The sequence below is a fragment of the Actinacidiphila sp. bgisy144 genome (assembly GCF_057708105.1).
Map to the genome: position 1 here is coordinate 27,024 of NZ_JBYIRM010000029.1, position 14,512 is coordinate 41,535.

14 protein-coding genes are annotated in these 14,512 nt (G+C 75.2%); 7 read left to right on the top strand and 7 right to left on the bottom strand.

The window, feature by feature from the left end:
• Positions 1 to 86: 86 nt before the first annotated feature.
• The 6 genes from AC3EVP_RS27985 to AC3EVP_RS28010 all read left to right on the top strand — a co-directional run bounded on the left by AC3EVP_RS27985 (position 87) and on the right by AC3EVP_RS28010 (position 7,258).
• The gene (locus AC3EVP_RS27985; protein ID WP_435134494.1) at positions 87 to 1,256 is read left to right on the top strand and encodes a glycosyltransferase; all 1,170 of its coding nucleotides are present in this window, start codon (positions 87 to 89) and stop codon (positions 1,254 to 1,256) included.
• A 336-nt stretch (positions 1,257 to 1,592) separates the two neighbouring features.
• Positions 1,593 to 2,177: a DUF6643 family protein gene (locus tag AC3EVP_RS27990; protein ID WP_335979988.1), complete on the top strand. Its 585-nt coding sequence runs from the start codon at positions 1,593 to 1,595 to the stop codon at positions 2,175 to 2,177.
• A 54-nt stretch (positions 2,178 to 2,231) separates the two neighbouring features.
• Positions 2,232 to 3,059 (top strand): MOSC domain-containing protein, encoded by an 828-nt coding sequence (locus tag AC3EVP_RS27995; RefSeq protein WP_435134497.1) that lies wholly within the window; start codon positions 2,232 to 2,234, stop codon positions 3,057 to 3,059.
• A 94-nt stretch (positions 3,060 to 3,153) separates the two neighbouring features.
• Positions 3,154 to 3,732, top strand: coding sequence for an Rv1733c family protein (locus tag AC3EVP_RS28000; protein ID WP_435134500.1), 579 nt, complete (start codon positions 3,154 to 3,156; stop codon positions 3,730 to 3,732).
• 153 nt (positions 3,733 to 3,885) lie between these two features.
• Complete coding sequence (locus tag AC3EVP_RS28005) at positions 3,886 to 6,342, top strand: right-handed parallel beta-helix repeat-containing protein (protein ID WP_435134503.1); 2,457 nt, start codon at positions 3,886 to 3,888, stop codon at positions 6,340 to 6,342.
• A gap of 79 nt (positions 6,343 to 6,421) precedes the next feature.
• Positions 6,422 to 7,258, top strand: coding sequence for a DeoR/GlpR family DNA-binding transcription regulator (locus AC3EVP_RS28010; protein ID WP_435134505.1), 837 nt, complete (start codon positions 6,422 to 6,424; stop codon positions 7,256 to 7,258).
• A gap of 100 nt (positions 7,259 to 7,358) precedes the next feature.
• On the opposite strand, the gene AC3EVP_RS28015 is transcribed toward AC3EVP_RS28010, so the two are convergent.
• From AC3EVP_RS28015 to AC3EVP_RS28045, 7 genes are all read right to left on the bottom strand, one after another.
• Complete coding sequence (locus AC3EVP_RS28015) at positions 7,359 to 7,745, bottom strand: hypothetical protein (protein WP_435134508.1); 387 nt, start codon at positions 7,743 to 7,745, stop codon at positions 7,359 to 7,361.
• A gap of 167 nt (positions 7,746 to 7,912) precedes the next feature.
• The gene (locus tag AC3EVP_RS28020; protein WP_435134511.1) at positions 7,913 to 9,322 is read right to left on the bottom strand and encodes a hypothetical protein; all 1,410 of its coding nucleotides are present in this window, start codon (positions 9,320 to 9,322) and stop codon (positions 7,913 to 7,915) included.
• 131 nt (positions 9,323 to 9,453) lie between these two features.
• Positions 9,454 to 10,128, bottom strand: coding sequence for a cytochrome b/b6 domain-containing protein (locus tag AC3EVP_RS28025; protein WP_435134514.1), 675 nt, complete (start codon positions 10,126 to 10,128; stop codon positions 9,454 to 9,456).
• Positions 10,109 to 10,867, bottom strand: a complete 759-nt coding sequence (locus tag AC3EVP_RS28030) for a molybdopterin-dependent oxidoreductase (protein WP_335980001.1) — start codon at positions 10,865 to 10,867, stop codon at positions 10,109 to 10,111. The genes AC3EVP_RS28025 and AC3EVP_RS28030 overlap by 20 nt, the downstream gene beginning before the upstream one ends.
• 87 nt (positions 10,868 to 10,954) lie before the next feature.
• Entirely contained in the window at positions 10,955 to 11,827 is an 873-nt protein-coding gene (locus AC3EVP_RS28035; protein ID WP_435134517.1) for an alpha/beta fold hydrolase, read from the bottom strand.
• 79 nt (positions 11,828 to 11,906) lie between these two features.
• On the bottom strand, positions 11,907 to 12,422 hold the full coding sequence (locus tag AC3EVP_RS28040; protein ID WP_335980005.1) for an SRPBCC family protein: 516 nt from the start codon (positions 12,420 to 12,422) through the stop codon (positions 11,907 to 11,909).
• 101 nt (positions 12,423 to 12,523) lie between these two features.
• The gene (locus AC3EVP_RS28045) at positions 12,524 to 13,216 is read right to left on the bottom strand and encodes a type 1 glutamine amidotransferase domain-containing protein (RefSeq protein ID WP_335980006.1); all 693 of its coding nucleotides are present in this window, start codon (positions 13,214 to 13,216) and stop codon (positions 12,524 to 12,526) included.
• 183 nt (positions 13,217 to 13,399) lie between these two features.
• On the opposite strand from AC3EVP_RS28045, the gene AC3EVP_RS28050 reads away from it, so the two are divergent.
• Complete coding sequence (locus AC3EVP_RS28050) at positions 13,400 to 14,326, top strand: LysR family transcriptional regulator (protein ID WP_435134521.1); 927 nt, start codon at positions 13,400 to 13,402, stop codon at positions 14,324 to 14,326.
• Positions 14,327 to 14,512: the final 186 nt, after the last annotated feature.

Consider the following 14,512-nt stretch of genomic DNA (forward strand, 5'->3'; position numbering starts at 1 on the left):
ACCGCCGCGCGGGCCCGGGCGCGCCGCGGGAGGTGCCCCGCGCGGGCGCCGGGCGGGAACTCGGGCAGACTGCGGGGGTGAGCGTGATGACTGGGATCGCAGGGGTGTCGTTGGTGGCGTGGGTGTGGCTGCTGGCGGGGCAGGGAGGGTTCTGGCGCACGGACGTGCGGCTGCCGCGGGGCGGCGGGCGCGCGCCGGTGCGGAGGTGGCCGGACGTGGCCGTGGTGGTGCCGGCGCGGGACGAGGCCGAGGTGATCGGGGTCAGCCTGTCCTCGCTGCTCGCCCAGGAGTACCCGGGCCGCGCGGAGGTCTTCCTGGTGGACGACGGCAGCACGGACGGCACCGGCGAGCTGGCCCGGGAGCTGGGCGCGCGGCCGGGCGCGCTGCCGCTGACGGTGACCTCCCCGGGCGAGCCGCCGCAGGGGTGGACCGGCAAGCTGTGGGCGGTGCGGCACGGGATGGCGCTGGCCGGTGAGCGCACCGGCGCGGAGTACTTCCTGCTCACCGACGCGGACATCGCGCACCGCCCGGGCAGCCTGCGGGCCCTGGTGGAGGCGGCGGTCGGCGAGGATCTGGACATGGTCTCCCAGATGGCCCGGCTGCGGGTGGAGACGGGGTGGGAGCGGCTGATCGTCCCGGCGTTCGTGTACTTCTTCGCGCAGCTCTACCCCTTCCGCTGGATCAACCGCCCGCGCGGGCGGACCGCGGCCGCGGCCGGCGGGTGCGTGCTGCTGCGGGCGTCCGCGGCGAAGGCGGCGGACGTGCCGGACGCGATCCGGCAGTCGGTGATCGACGACGTGGCGCTGGCCCGCGCGGTGAAGCGGTCCGGCGGGCGGATCTGGCTCGGGCTCGCCGAGCAGGTCGACAGCGTGCGCCCGTACCCGGACCTGGCCGAGCTGTGGCGGATGGTGGCGCGCAGCGCGTACGCCCAACTGCGGCACAATCCGCTGGTGCTGGCGGGGACCGTGCTGGGGCTGGCGCTGATCTACCTGGTGCCGCCGGTCGCGGCGGTCGGCGGGGCGGTCGCGGGCGCGTGGCCGCTGTGCGTGCTGGGCGCGGCGGCGTGGGCGGTGATGGCGGGGACCTATCTGCCGATGCTGCGCTACTACGGCCAGCCGTGGGCGCTGGCCCCGCTGCTGCCGTACACCGCGGCGCTGTACCTGCTGATGACGGTGGACTCGGCGGTGCAGCACTACCGCGGGCGGGGCGCGGCGTGGAAGGGCCGCACCTACGCGAAGCCCGACGCGACCGTGTGACGGCGGCGGGCGTGCGGAGGCGGCGGACCGGCGCGGGCGTGAGGGCACAGCGGACCGGCGGCGTACGGCCTGGCCGTACGGCCGGGCGACCGCCTCCTCAACCGTACCGTCCGGCGCTCTCCGCCCTGCGTGCGGCCTTGTTGACGTATCGTCAGGAGCGGCGGAGCGCCCGCGCGGCACACCCGGGAAACGAGGCTTTTACCTGATCACATCCTGAGATGGTGACCGTTTTCCGGGGATTCGCTCGTATTAATGAACCAAGGTCACTCACAGCACGCAAAACAACCATCCAATCGGTCTCCCCAACGACCACATCGTGGGCTTAACTTATGGCCCATGACCACCCCCCGCGGTTCGTACGGTGGCGGCTACGGCAGCTACTACCCTTCGTCTGCGTCCTTCCCGGACACCCCGATCTACGACAGCCTCGTGGCCGAGCGCGGCACCCCGCAGATCGCCCCCATCCGCGTGCCCGCGCCGTACCCCTCGTACGACTCCGGCGGCTACAACTCCTTTGGCAGCAGCGGGAATCTGCCTGCCCTGCCCGCCGCGCTCCCGGCGCTGCCGGCCGGCCCCTCGGCCCCGGCGGGGCAGATGGGCCAGCAACACCAGCAGCCCCAGCCGCAGCACCAGCAGGGGCCGGGCGGGTACCAGGGCGGCGGTTACCAGCAGCAGCCCGCGGCATATGCGCCGCAGCAGGCCGCCATGCAGCGCCCGGCGCCGGCCAACGGCTACGGCGGCTACCCTGCGCAACCGCAGCAGGCGTCGCCGTCCGGCTATCAGGCGGCCCGCCCGGCACCCCCGCGGCCGATGGCGCCCCGGCAGGGCCCGGTCGGGCACCCGGAGGAGAACTACCAGCGCCGCAACCTCGGCCTCGGCGTCCCGCCGGCGCAGCCCGGAGGGGGCTACTACCAGGGCTGAGCCAACAGCAGGCCGAGCTGCGGGCGGCAGCCGACCGGATGGCACGATGGTCGCATGACCATGCCCACCGTCAGCGCGCTGCACCTCTACCCGGTCAAGTCGATGCGTGCCACCAGCACGCCGGCGGCGGTCGTGGAGCCGTGGGGGCTCGCGGGGGACCGCCGCTGGATGCTGGTCGACGCCGCCACCGGCAAGGCGGTCACGCAACGTGAGGACGCCCGGCTGGCGTTGGTGGACACCGCGCTCGACGACCGCGGCGGGCTGCGGCTGTCCGCACCCGGCCGGGCGCCCCTGCATGTCGACGTGCCGCCGCCCGGCCCGCTGGAGACCGCGCGGATCTTCGCCGGATCGCTGGAGGTGCGCGCCGCCGGCGAGGCCGCCGCGCGGTGGTTCACCGGCTACCTCGGCACCCCGGTGCGGCTGGTCCACCTCGACCGGCCCGACCTGCGCCGGCCGATCGCGCCCGAGTACGCCCTGCCCGGCGAGACCGTCAGCCTCGCCGACGGCTTCCCGCTGCTGGTCACCACCACCGCGTCGCTCGACGCGCTCAACGAGCTGATCTCCGCGGGCGACCGGGCGAAGGAGGGCCCGCTGCCGATGGACCGGTTCCGGCCGAACGCCGTCGTGGACGGCACCGCCGCGTGGGCCGAGGACGACTGGAAGCGGGTCCGGATCGGCGAGGTCGTCTTCCGCGTGCCCAAGCCCTGCGGGCGGTGCGTGATCACCACCACCGACCAGCGCACCGGCGTCCGCGGCCGCGAGCCGCTGCGCTCCCTGGGCCGGCACCGCAACCTCGACGGCCGGCTGGTCTTCGGCCAGAACCTCGTGCCCGAGTCGTCAGGAACCCTGCACGTCGGCGACGCGTTGAGCGTGGTGGACTGACGTTCCACCCGCCTTTTCCGCACCCCCGCGGAAAGGGCGTGCATTGAACCGCGCCGGTTGCGGTAGTTGATGGGTGTGAAGGGGGTGGCCGCCGATGAGGGGTCGCACGACAGGCACCGTGCGCGGATGGCGCTGGCGGCGCAATCCGCTGCGCCGGCGCACGGACGTGGTCGAGACATGGCTCGCGCTGTTCTTCGCCGTCGCCCTGTGCGCGACACCGCTGCTGGGCTGGTGGGCGGACAGATCGGTGGGCCGCGTGCTGAGCCACGAGGTCGCCACCGAGCACGCCGAGCGCACCCTGGTGACCGCGACCCTCGCGCGCGACAAGGCGTCCGGCTCGAAGACGCGTCCCACCGAGCAGTTGCGCTGGACCGGCCCCGACGGCAGCACGCGGACCGCCACGGTCTCCTCCGACGTCGAGGTGCTCCAGCAGGGCCGGATCAAGGTCTGGACCGACCGCGCCGGCAGGTTGGCGCCGCCGCCGCTGGACTCCGCCACCGCCGGCACGCACGCGGTGCTCGCCGGGGTCGCCGCCGGGTCGGCCGCGGCCGGACTGCTGGTGCTCTCCCGCCAGTTGCTGATGTGGCGGCTGATGCTGCGCCGGCTGGAGTCCTGGGCGCGCGAGTGGGCCCGGGTCGGCCAGGACTGGGGCCGCGCCGGCGCCGGCGGCTGACCGGTCCGCGGGGGCGCGAAACCGCCCACCGGCGCGCTGCCGCAAGCCCGTTACGATGTCCACCGGGTGGCCGCGCGTCACCAGCATGCCTCCGGCCGCGCTACGGTTTGATCCCCGGTCGGCGACGCAAGAGGGTGGGGGCTGAGCAGCCCGATGGCACATGGCGTGGTGCAGGTGACCAATCCGAGCAGTTCTCGGTGGCGCCGCCGCACAGGTGAGTACGAGACCCTTGCTGCCGCGCTGGACGCGGCCGGCGACGGCGACGTGCTCTCGGTGGGTGCCGGCACCTACCGGGAGAACCTCCTGGTGGACCGCGCGGTGACGCTGCGCTGCGCGGACGGGCCCGGCACCGTGCGGCTCGCCCCCGCCTCGGGGGTGGCGCTCACGCTGCGGGGGGCCGCGCTGGTGCAGGACCTGGTGGTCGAGTGCCAGGACGTCACGTCGGCCGCGCTGCTGGTCGAGGCGGGCGCCCCGGAGCTGTCGGGGGTGCGGATCAGCACCCGCTCGGCGGTCGGCCTGGAGGTGCGCGACGGCGCCCGGCCGACGGTACGACGCTGCACCGTGGACAACCCGGCCGGGGTCGGGGTGAGCCTGCTGGAGGGCGCGGGCGGCCTGTTCGAGGAGTGCGAGGTGGTCTCCGCCGGGCAGAACGGCTTCGCGGTGCGCGGCGGCGCGACCCCGCGGCTGGAGCGCTGCCGAGTCCACCACGCCACCGGCGCGGGCCTGTCGGTCACCGGTGAGGGCAGCTCGCTGGAGGCGGTGAGCTGCGAGGTCTTCGAAGTCCGGGGCACCGGCGTGCAGTTGTCGGCGCAGGGCAGCGGGCAGTTCACCGACTGCCAGGTGCACCGCACCACCGGCGACGGCATCACCCTGGACACCGACGCGGTGCTGGCGATGTCCGACTGCGTCATCCACGACATCCCCGAGAACGCGGTGGACCTGCGGGCCCGTTCGGTGCTGACCCTCACCCGCAGCACGATCCGCGGCTTCGGCCGCAACGGCCTGTCGGTCTGGGACCCGGGCACCCGCGCGGACGCCAACCAGTGCGAGATCCACGACAGCACCGGCGACTACCCGGCGGTGTGGGTGAGCGACGGCGCGGTGACGATACTGGACTCCTGCCGGGTGCACGACGTGCCGGACGCGCTGTTCGTGCTGGACCGCGGTTCGCGCGCGGACGTGGTGGACAGCGACTTCACGCAGATCCGCAACACCGCGGTGTCGGTGAGCGACGGCGCCAGCGTGCAGCTGGACGACTGCCGGATCAAGGAGGCGGCCACCGGCGCGTGGTTCCGCGACCACGGCAGCGGCGGCACCCTCTCCCAGGTGACCGTGGACGACACCGCGACCGGGGTGATCGTCACCAAGGGCGCGGACCCGGCGCTGGAGCGCTGCACCGTCACCAACCCCGCCGAGGCCGGGGTGTACGTCTCGGCCGGCGGGCGCGGCGCCTTCACCGGCTGCCGGGTGGTCGGCAGCCGCGGCTTCGGCTTCCACATCATCGACGGCTGCCGCTCCCACCTGACCCGCTGCCGCACCGAGCGGTGCGCCCGCGGCGGCTACGAGTTCGCCGAGCCGGGCCCGGTCACCGAGGACTGCACCAGCGACCGCGCCGCGACCGACGACCTGCCCGCGCCCGTACCGTCCGCGGCGCGCACCGCCGGCGGGTCCGCCGCGGCCGGTACGCCGCCGGCCCGGGCGCTGAGCACCGGCACGCAGTCGTACGGCCTGCTGGGCGGCGTCCCGGCGCAGCGGCCGGCCGAGGTGCCGCCGCAGGACGCGCCGGTGCGGGTGGCCACGCGGGAGAGCGACGTGGTGCTCGGCGACCTCGACGCGCTGGTCGGCCTGGACAGCGTCAAGCGCGAGGTGCGCACCCTGATCGACCTGATCTCGGTCGGGCGGCGCCGGGAGCAGGCCGGGCTCAAGGCGCCCTCACCGCGCCGCCACCTGGTCTTCACCGGCTCCCCCGGCACCGGCAAGACCACGGTGGCGCGGCTGTACGGGGAGATCCTGGCGTCGCTCGGCGTCCTGGAGCGCGGGCACCTGGTCGAGGTCGCCCGGGTCGACCTGGTCGGCGAACACATCGGCTCGACCGCGATCCGCACCCAGGAGGCGTTCGACCGGGCGCGCGGCGGGGTGCTCTTCATCGACGAGGCGTACGCGCTCGCACCGGAGGACGCCGGGCGCGACTTCGGGCGCGAGGCGATCGACACGCTGGTGAAGCTCATGGAGGACCACCGCGAGGCGGTCGTGGTGATCGTGGCCGGCTACACCGCCGAGATGGAGCGGTTCCTCGCCTCCAACCCGGGTGTGGCGTCCCGCTTCTCCCGCACGATCACCTTCGGCGACTACACCGCGCAGGAGTTGCTGCAGATCGTGGAGGCGCAGGCGACCGAGCACCAGTACCGGCTCGGCGACGACGCGGCCGAGGCGCTGCTGAAGTACTTCACCGCGATCCCCAAGGGTCCCGCCTTCGGCAACGGCCGTACCGCGCGCCAGACCTTCGAGGGCATGATCGAGCGGCACGCGGTCCGAATGGCGCACGTCGACGATCCCACCCACGACGAACTCCAGCTGCTGTACCCCGAAGATCTCCCCAACCTGACGTGACGGCTGACCCGGCGGTGGAGTCGGCCTAAGATAAGCGGTCGGCCCATAGGACAACCTCACGGACGGGACGAGGTCACGGGTGAGCGACAACCAGAACCTGCTCGCTGAGCAGCGCCGGGCCCTGATCCTGGACGAGGTCCGGCGGCGCGGCGGTGTGCGGGTCAACGAGCTGACCCGCCGGCTGAACGTCTCCGACATGACGGTCCGCCGCGACCTGGACGCGCTGGCCCGCCAGGGCGTGGTGGAGAAGGTGCACGGCGGCGCGGTGCCGGTGGTGGAGCCGAGCAGCCACGAACCGGGGTTCGAGGCGAAGTCCGGGTTGGAGCTGGGCGCGAAGGAGGCGATCGCGCGGACGGCCGCCACCCTGGTGCCGCCGGGCGCCGCGATCGCGCTGGCCGGCGGCACCACCGCCTACGCGCTGGCCCAGCAGCTCCTGGACGTGCCGGACCTGACGGTGGTGACCAACTCCGTGCGGGTCGCGGACGTCTTCCAGTCCGGGCAGCGCACGGCCGGCGGCGCCCACGGCGCCGGTGCGGCGACCGTGGTGATCACCGGCGGGATGCGGACGCTGTCCGAGACGCTGGTCGGGCCGGTCGCGGACCGGGCGATCCAGTCGCTCCACTTCGACCTGCTCTTCCTGGGCGTGCACGGCATCTCGGTGGAGGCGGGGCTGTCCACGCCGAACCTCGCGGAGGCCGAGACCAACCGCCAGTTCGTCCGCTCCGCGCGGCGCGTGGTGGTGATCGCCGACCACACCAAGTGGGGCACGGTGGGCCTGAGTTCCTTCGCCGCCCTGGAGGACGTGGACACCCTGGTCACCGACGCGGGCATCCCCGAGGTGCTGCGCGAGGAGATCGCCGAGCACCTGCCGGACCTGATCGTGGCCGGCGAGCCCGGCCCGCCCGCCGCCGACTGAACCGCGGCGGCGCGCGGGCCGGATGGCCGCCGGGCCGGCCGCGGCCTCAGCGGGTTCAGCCGTTGCCGGTTCAGCCGCCACCGGTTCAGCCGTTGCCGGTTCAGCCGTTGCCGGTGACCAGGGACCACGCGTGGCTCGGGGAGAGCACCACCAGCAGGACCACCACGAGCAGCAGCACAGCCGCCACCCCGCGCAGCCGGCCGCGGCGCAGCGTCCGCCGGTCGCCCTCGTCGGTGCGGCCGGTCCGCCAGGAGGTGTCGGCCGGTGCGGCCGCGGTCCTGCGCCGGCCGCGGCGCCGCCGGCTGCCCTGCGCGGCGGCCTGCTCCTGCTGCTCCCGCAGCCGGCGCGCGACGATCCGGGCGCGCGCGGACGGCTCCTTGGGCGCGGACGCGCGGATGTCCCGCTCGTTGTCGGAGAGGAACTGTTCCCACACCTCGTCCGGGATGGACGACTCCCCTTCCGGGGTGGGCGCGGAGTCTGTGGTCATCGGGCGGGCTCTCATCTCGTCCAGGACGGCCGGGGTGAGGTGCCGGGCTGCACGCCTCCCCCAGGCGGTACGGCTTCGATCCAATATACGTTCGTGCGGCGCCCGGTGGCGCGGGCTCCGGCAGCGGCCCGGAAAACCGGGGTGCCGGGCGGGCCCGGGGCCGTCGCTCAGCGGTACTCGGCCAGCCGCGGCCGGACCGCCAGTAGTACCAGCGCCGCGGCGGCGCCGAGCGCGCCCGCCGGCACGGCCGGCCACCCGCCGAGGGCGCCGCGGGCGTCGCCGGCGTGGTGGGCGAAGTCGTCGAGGCGGCGGGCGGCGAGCTGGTCCAGGGTGGTCGCGAAGTCCCAGAAGTCGAAGGCGATGTCGCCGCGGCCGACGGTGGTCAGCAGCACCGCCGCCTCGTCGGTCCGCCCGGCGTCCTTCAGGCGGCGCAGCGCGGTGTCGTCGGCGCGGAAGCGGCGGTAGCGGGTGAGGACGTCCTCGTAGGCGGGGCGCTCGGCGGCGGTGGCGTAGCCGTCGGGGGCCAGCAGGGTGTCGAGGCGCTTGGTGAGGGCGGTGTAGCGGGCCGCGTCGCTGCGGCCGAGGTCGTCGCCCTGCACGAACCAGCGGCTCTCGGCCGCGGCGGCCTGCGCGGCCACCGCGCCCGCCTCGGCCAGCCGGGACCAGGGCCGCAGCCCCTGGCTGTCGGCGGTGCCCGCGGCGCCCGCGCCGGAGCTGAGGGCGACGGTGCCGGCCAGGCACACCGCGAGCACCGCGGCGGTCGCGGCGACCAGCGGCGGGCTGAGCAACCGCCGGTAGGCGCGGGCCAGTTCGCGCTGCCACCACAGCAGGAAGAGCAGGGCGGCGGCGCCGAGCGCGCCGACCACGGCGATCCAGCGGCGGGTGTCGGTGTGCACTTTCGCGGCGGCGCGGCCGGCCTGCTGCCGGTAGTCCGCCGCAAGCTTGTCGGCCGTCGGCAGCAGAGTCTGCGTCATGACGGCGCCGGCTTGGGCGTTCATGGCCACGGTGACGGCGGGCGGGTGGCCGGCCAGGCGGTCGGGCGACTGCTCGTCGACGAAGGCGGCGCGGCCGCTGAGGTCGTCGTAGCGGCTCAGTCCGTCGAGGAGTGCGCCCACCTGGTCGCTGTGGGCACTGTCGCCGCTCAACTGCCTTAGCGCGTCACTGACTTCCGTGCGCCGCTGCTGGGCGGTGATGAGCGCTTCGAGTTGGTTGCCGACGTAGGCGCCGCTGCCGTCGGCGGACATGCCGGGCGCGAGGGTGTCGGCGTGCTGGGCGTCGAGGTCGGCCAGCGCGAACCTCAACTGGGCGGCGACGGCGGCGCGTTCGGACACCGTCGTGCGCAGTCGCGAGGTGTCGCCGCGGACGGTGACCGCGCCGATCACGGCGGTGGCGCACAGGGCGGCGAGCAGCAGGACGGCCAGCGCCGCGCGGGCGCCGAGCAGGCCCGGGCCGGTCAGCCGCAGCCGCAGCCGGCGGCGGGCACGGTAGGGCTCGGGCGGGGCGGCGGGCGGTGTGGACCGCGCCTCGGGCTCGGCCGGCCCGGCGGCCCTTCGGCTCGTCAACTGCGACGTGGTCATGCGGTGACGCTAGGTGCGGGCGGCGAAACCCCGGTGGCTGTCCGGCGGCCGTACGGTGTCCTGGCTGTAACGGAACGGAACGGGCGGCGGAACCAGGGCAGTTGGGGGCGCGCGGTGCGGCGGGAGCGCCGTCAGCGGGCGTCCTCGGCCCGGTCCTGCGCGCCCTCGCCGGGGGCGGGCGGTTGTGTGCGCCACAGGGCGTGCTCGCGGCGGGCCCAGGCCCGCTCCACCCGGCCGGTGCGCAGGCCGCGGCGCGCCTCGGGGTCGGCGGCGGCGAACCAGACGTGCCCGGTGATGACGGCGGCCACCAGCAGCGCGAGCCAGTCGTGCACGAAGGTGGCGCCGGTGCGCCACACCAGCGGGCTCAGCCGCGGGAACCACATGAGCAGCCCGGTGCCCAGCATGACCAGGACCGCGCCGACGGCGAAGGCCGCGTAGAGCTTCTGGCCGGCGTTGAACTTGCCCGCGTGCAGCCGGTCGCGGCGCCGCTCGCGCAGGGCGGTGCGCAGCCAGGCCCGGTCGTGCGGGAAGAACCGGCCCAGCCGCCTGGTGTCGGCGCGGTAGGCGCGGGAGGTGAGGCCGAGCAGGAGCGGCACCGGCAGCAGGATGCCGGACCACTCGTGGACGGTGACCACCAGCCGGCGGCGGCCGACGATCTCGGCGAGCGGCGGGAAGTACAGGCAGGCGGCGCTGGCCACGCAGACCGCCATGAGGGTGTTCAGGGTGCGGTGCACCCAGGTCTCGGCGCGGGTGAAGCGCCGTACCGTGCCCGGCGGGACCGGGCGGTCACGACGTCGGCGCGTCATGGCGGCCGTTGGACTTTCCGACCCATCCGTCGACGTCATATCCGTACTGCTCCCAGTAGCCGCGTTGCACGTGCTCGGTGACGGTGATGCCGGACAGCCACTTCGCGGACTTGTAGAAGTACATCGGGGCCGCGTAGAGGCGCACCGGGCCGCCGTGGGCGGCGGTGACCGGCTTGTCGTTCATGGTCAGGGCCACCAGCATGTCGCTGCGGCGGGCCTGGGCGAGGGTGAGGCTCTCGGTGTAGACGCCGTCGAAGCAGGTGAAGTGCACCGCGGCGCCGGGGGACTTCACGCCCGCGGCGTCGAGCAGGGTGGACAACCGCACCCCGGAGAACGCGGTCTTCGGCACCCGCCAGCCGGTGACGCACTGCACGTCGCGCACCAGCCGCACCTGGGGCAGCGCGCGCAGGTCGGCGAGCGCGTAGGAGGCGGGGTGGTCCACCAGGCCGCCGACGGTCAGCCGGTAGTCGCTCTCGCCGCGGTGCGGGATGGAGTCGGAGACGGAGTAGAACCGGAAACCGCCACCGCCGGGCAGCAGTCCGGTCACCCCGGTCGGGTCCTTCGCGCTGACCGAGGCGAGGATCGAGTCGAGCCGGCCCTGCACCGCGCCGCCGACCGCGACGCCCGCGGCGCCGAGGCCGAGCATGCCCAGCACCACCCGCCGCCCGACCGGCGTGCCGCGGCCGTCCTCGGGGCCGGGCGCGGCGTCCGCCGCGGGCCCGGCCGTCTGGTTGTCCATGCAACGATTCGAGCACGCGCAGGTGCCGAAAGCCAGTGGCGGCGGCCGATTCCGTCCTTCCTCACACCGGCGGCGGGCCGCGGCCCGTCAACTCCCGCCCGGCCCGGCCCCGTCGACTGCCCCGTCGACTGCCGCGTCGACGGCCGCGAGCAGGTCGGCCAGCGCGGCGTCGAAGGCGGCGGGCTGCTCCAGGTTGGGCAGGTGCCCGGCGCCCTCGACGACCACCAGCCGCGAGCCGGCGATGTGTTCGTGCAGGAACCGCGCGTCGGAGACGGGTGTGAAGACGTCGTCGCGCCCGACGGCCACCAGCGTGGGCACCGCGATCCGGGCCAGCGTCGGGGTGTAGTCGGGGCGTTCGGCCCGGCCGCGCAGAGCGGCCGCGGCGCCCTGCGGTGGCGCGCCGAGCATCATCCGCAGCACGTGCGCGGCCACCTCGGGCCGGTCGCGTACGGTCGCGGGGCCGACCATCGAGTCCAGCACGCCGTGCGCGTAGGCCGCCATGCCGTCGCGTTCCAGCACCGCGGCCCGGTCGTACCGCTCCTTGCGGCCGGCCTCGGTCTCGGCCCGCGCGAAGGTGTCGGCGAGCACCAGCCCGGCCACGCGCCCGGCGAACCGCCGCTGGAACTCCAGCACCACCTGGCCGCCCATGGACAGCCCGCACAGCACGGCCCGCGGGATGCCGAGCGCGTCGAGCAGCGCGGCGAGGTCGCCCGCGAACACGTCGAGTCCGGTACGGCCGGGCTGTACGGTGCTCGCGCCGTAGCCGCGCAGGTCGGGGACGACCACCCGGCGCCCGGCGCCGAACGCGGCGGCCTGCGGGGCCCACATCGTGCGGTCGAAGGGGTGCCCGTGGACGAGCAGCAGCGGCACCGGCCCGGTGCTGCCGCCGCCGGGCGCGTCCGCTCCCCCGGCGCTGTCGTCGTACCCGATGGTGACCCCGCCCACGGCTACCGTGCCCACCTGGCGCTTCCCCCTGCCCGTCCGGCGGCGCCCCGGTCGGCCCCGTGCCGGGCAAGGTACGCCCCGGTGCGGCGGGCTGTCACCGTGCGGCGGCGCGGAGAAGTCCGTCGAGCCACGCCTGGTGGCCGTTGAGCATCGGGTTCGGCACCTGCCCGGCCAGTTCCGCGGCGGGCCGGCCGATCTGGGATTCCTGCGTCAGGACGCGGACCCGCCCGCCGTCGAGGTCCTCCACCAGCCACGCGTGCAGCACGTCGAGCCGCTCGTCGGGGCCGCCGTCCTGCCGGGCGGTCCAGGACAGCCGGCCGGGCGTGCCCGCCGCGGGGGCGGCGAACTCCACGACCCGGGCGGCCAGCGGCGGGAAGCCGAAGGTGCCGAAGCGGAAGTCCCGGCCGTCCGCGAGCACCGGGCCGCCGCCGTCGGGGAAGGAGATGTCGGCGACGTTGTCGTAGTACGACTCCCAGGTGGAGGTGTCCGTGAGCAGGCGCCACACCTGCGCGGCGGTCACGCCCCTGACGACGACTTCGTTGGAGACGAAGTTGTCGCCGGTGCCGGGCAGGTACTTCTCGGGCCAGTTGATCGCGTTCTGCGTGGTCATGACGGGGTCCTTCGCGGTCGTGCGGTGGGTCAGCGGTTCTCGGCCGGCGGCGGCTCGGTCAGCGCGGCCCGCTCAGCGGTTCTCGGCGCGGCGCGGCGCGGTCAGAGCTTCTTGAGGAGTTCGGCCGCGAGCGGGCCGGAGGAGGCCGGGTTCTGGCCGGTGACGACATTGCGGTCGACCTCGACGTGCGGGGCCCACGGCTCGCCGACCGACACCTCCACCCCCGCCGCGTTGAGCCGGTCCTCCAGCAGCCACCTGGCCTGGTCGGCCAGTCCGCCCTGGCGTTCCTCGGCGTTGGTGAAGGCCGTGATCCGGTGGCCGGCGTAGGCGTTGGTGCCGTCCGGCCGTACGGCGGCGAGCAGCGCGGCCGGGCCGTGGCAGACCACGCCCACCGGCAGGCCGCGCTCCAGGGCCCGGGTCAGCAGCCGCCCGGAGTCCGCGTCGACTGCCAGGTCCTCCATGGGGCCGTGGCCGCCGGGGACGTAGACCGCGTCGACGCCCTCCAGATCCGCGTCGGCCAGGGCGATCGGCGCCGCGAACTCCGGGGCGCCGTCCAGGATGTCCCGCACTCGGCGGGCGTTGTCCGCGCCGCCGTTGACGGCGGGCGCCAGGCTCGCGCCGTCCACCGGCGGGACCACGCCGCCCGGGGTGGCGACGGCGATCTCGTGGCCGGCGGCCCGGAACATCTCGTACGGGACCGCCGCCTCCTCGGCCCAGTAGCCGGTGGGGTGGGCGGTGCCGTCGGCCAGCGTCCACCGGTCGGCTCCGGTCATCACGAACAGAATCTTCGCCACGTGTCTCTCCCGTGTCCTGGATGTGCCGTCTGCTGCCGCCGCCGTGGCCGGGGCGGCCGCCGCCCGCGTCGGCGCCGACGGGCTGCCTCTTCGACCGTAGGCCGAAACGCCATCCGGCAACCAATCGGTCCGCCGATGTCCGCCATCGGAACTCTGATGCCGCCGATTGTTACGGTGGCGGCCATGGGGCACCCGATACCGGCCGACGGCAAGCAGCTGCCGCCACACGCGGACCTGAACCTGCTGCGGACGTTCCTGGCGGTGTACCGGACCGGCTCCTTCACGGCGGCCGCGCCGCGCCTCGGGCTCTCCCAGCCCACGGTGACCGCGCAGATCCGCGCCCTGGAGCAGCAGACCGGCCGCGAGCTGTTCACCCGCCTGCCGCGCGGCGCGCAGCCCACGCCGTACGCGCACGAGCTGGCCGGGCAGGCGGCCGGACCGCTGGACGCCCTGGCCGCGCTGGCGGAGACCGGCGCCGTGGCCGCGCCGGTCCGGCTGGCCGGGCCGTCGGAGCTGCTGTGCGTACGCGTGCTGCCCGCGCTGGCCCCGCTGACGGCCGACGGCGTACGGCTCCGGGTCGCCCAGGGGCTGCCGGAACCGCTGCTGGAGGAGATGCGCTCGGGCCGGCACGACCTGGTGATCGCCACCCGGCGCCCGCGCGGCCGGGCCCTGGAGTCGGTGCCGCTCGCCGACGAGGAGTACGTCCTGGTCGCCGCCCCCGCCTGGGCCGGGCGCCTGCCGCCGCGCACCGGCGGGGACGGCCTGTGCGCGGCGCTGCGCGAGGTCCCGCTGGTGGCGTACGCCGAGGACCTGCCGATCGTGCGGCGCTACTGGCGCACCGTCTTCGGCCGGCCGCTCGGCGCCCGCCCGGCGGTCACCGTGCCGAACCTGTACGCGGTGCTGTCGGCGGTGAACGCGGGCGCCGGATACAGCGTGCTGCCTCGCTCCTTGTGCCAGGAGTACCTGGACACGGGCCGGTTGGCGCTCCTGCACAACCCGGCGGAGCCGCCGCTGAACACCCTCTTCCTCGTCCGGCGGCCGGGCGCCGACACCCATCCCGACGTGCGCCGCGTCCAGGACCGGCTGCGGCAGGCCGCGGCCGCCTGGTAGCGCCGGGGCCGCGCCGGCGGGCCGCGGGTGCGGGGGCGCTCCGGACGGGCGGGCGGTAAAGGCGCCGTAAGACTCCGAGTTGCGCCCGCCCCCACAACGGGTGAACCTGATTACGCATCACGGAGTACTGCCGCAGTCACTCTACGCATTCCCGCTCAAGTGTTCCCATCGGAGCGGTGCATCCCG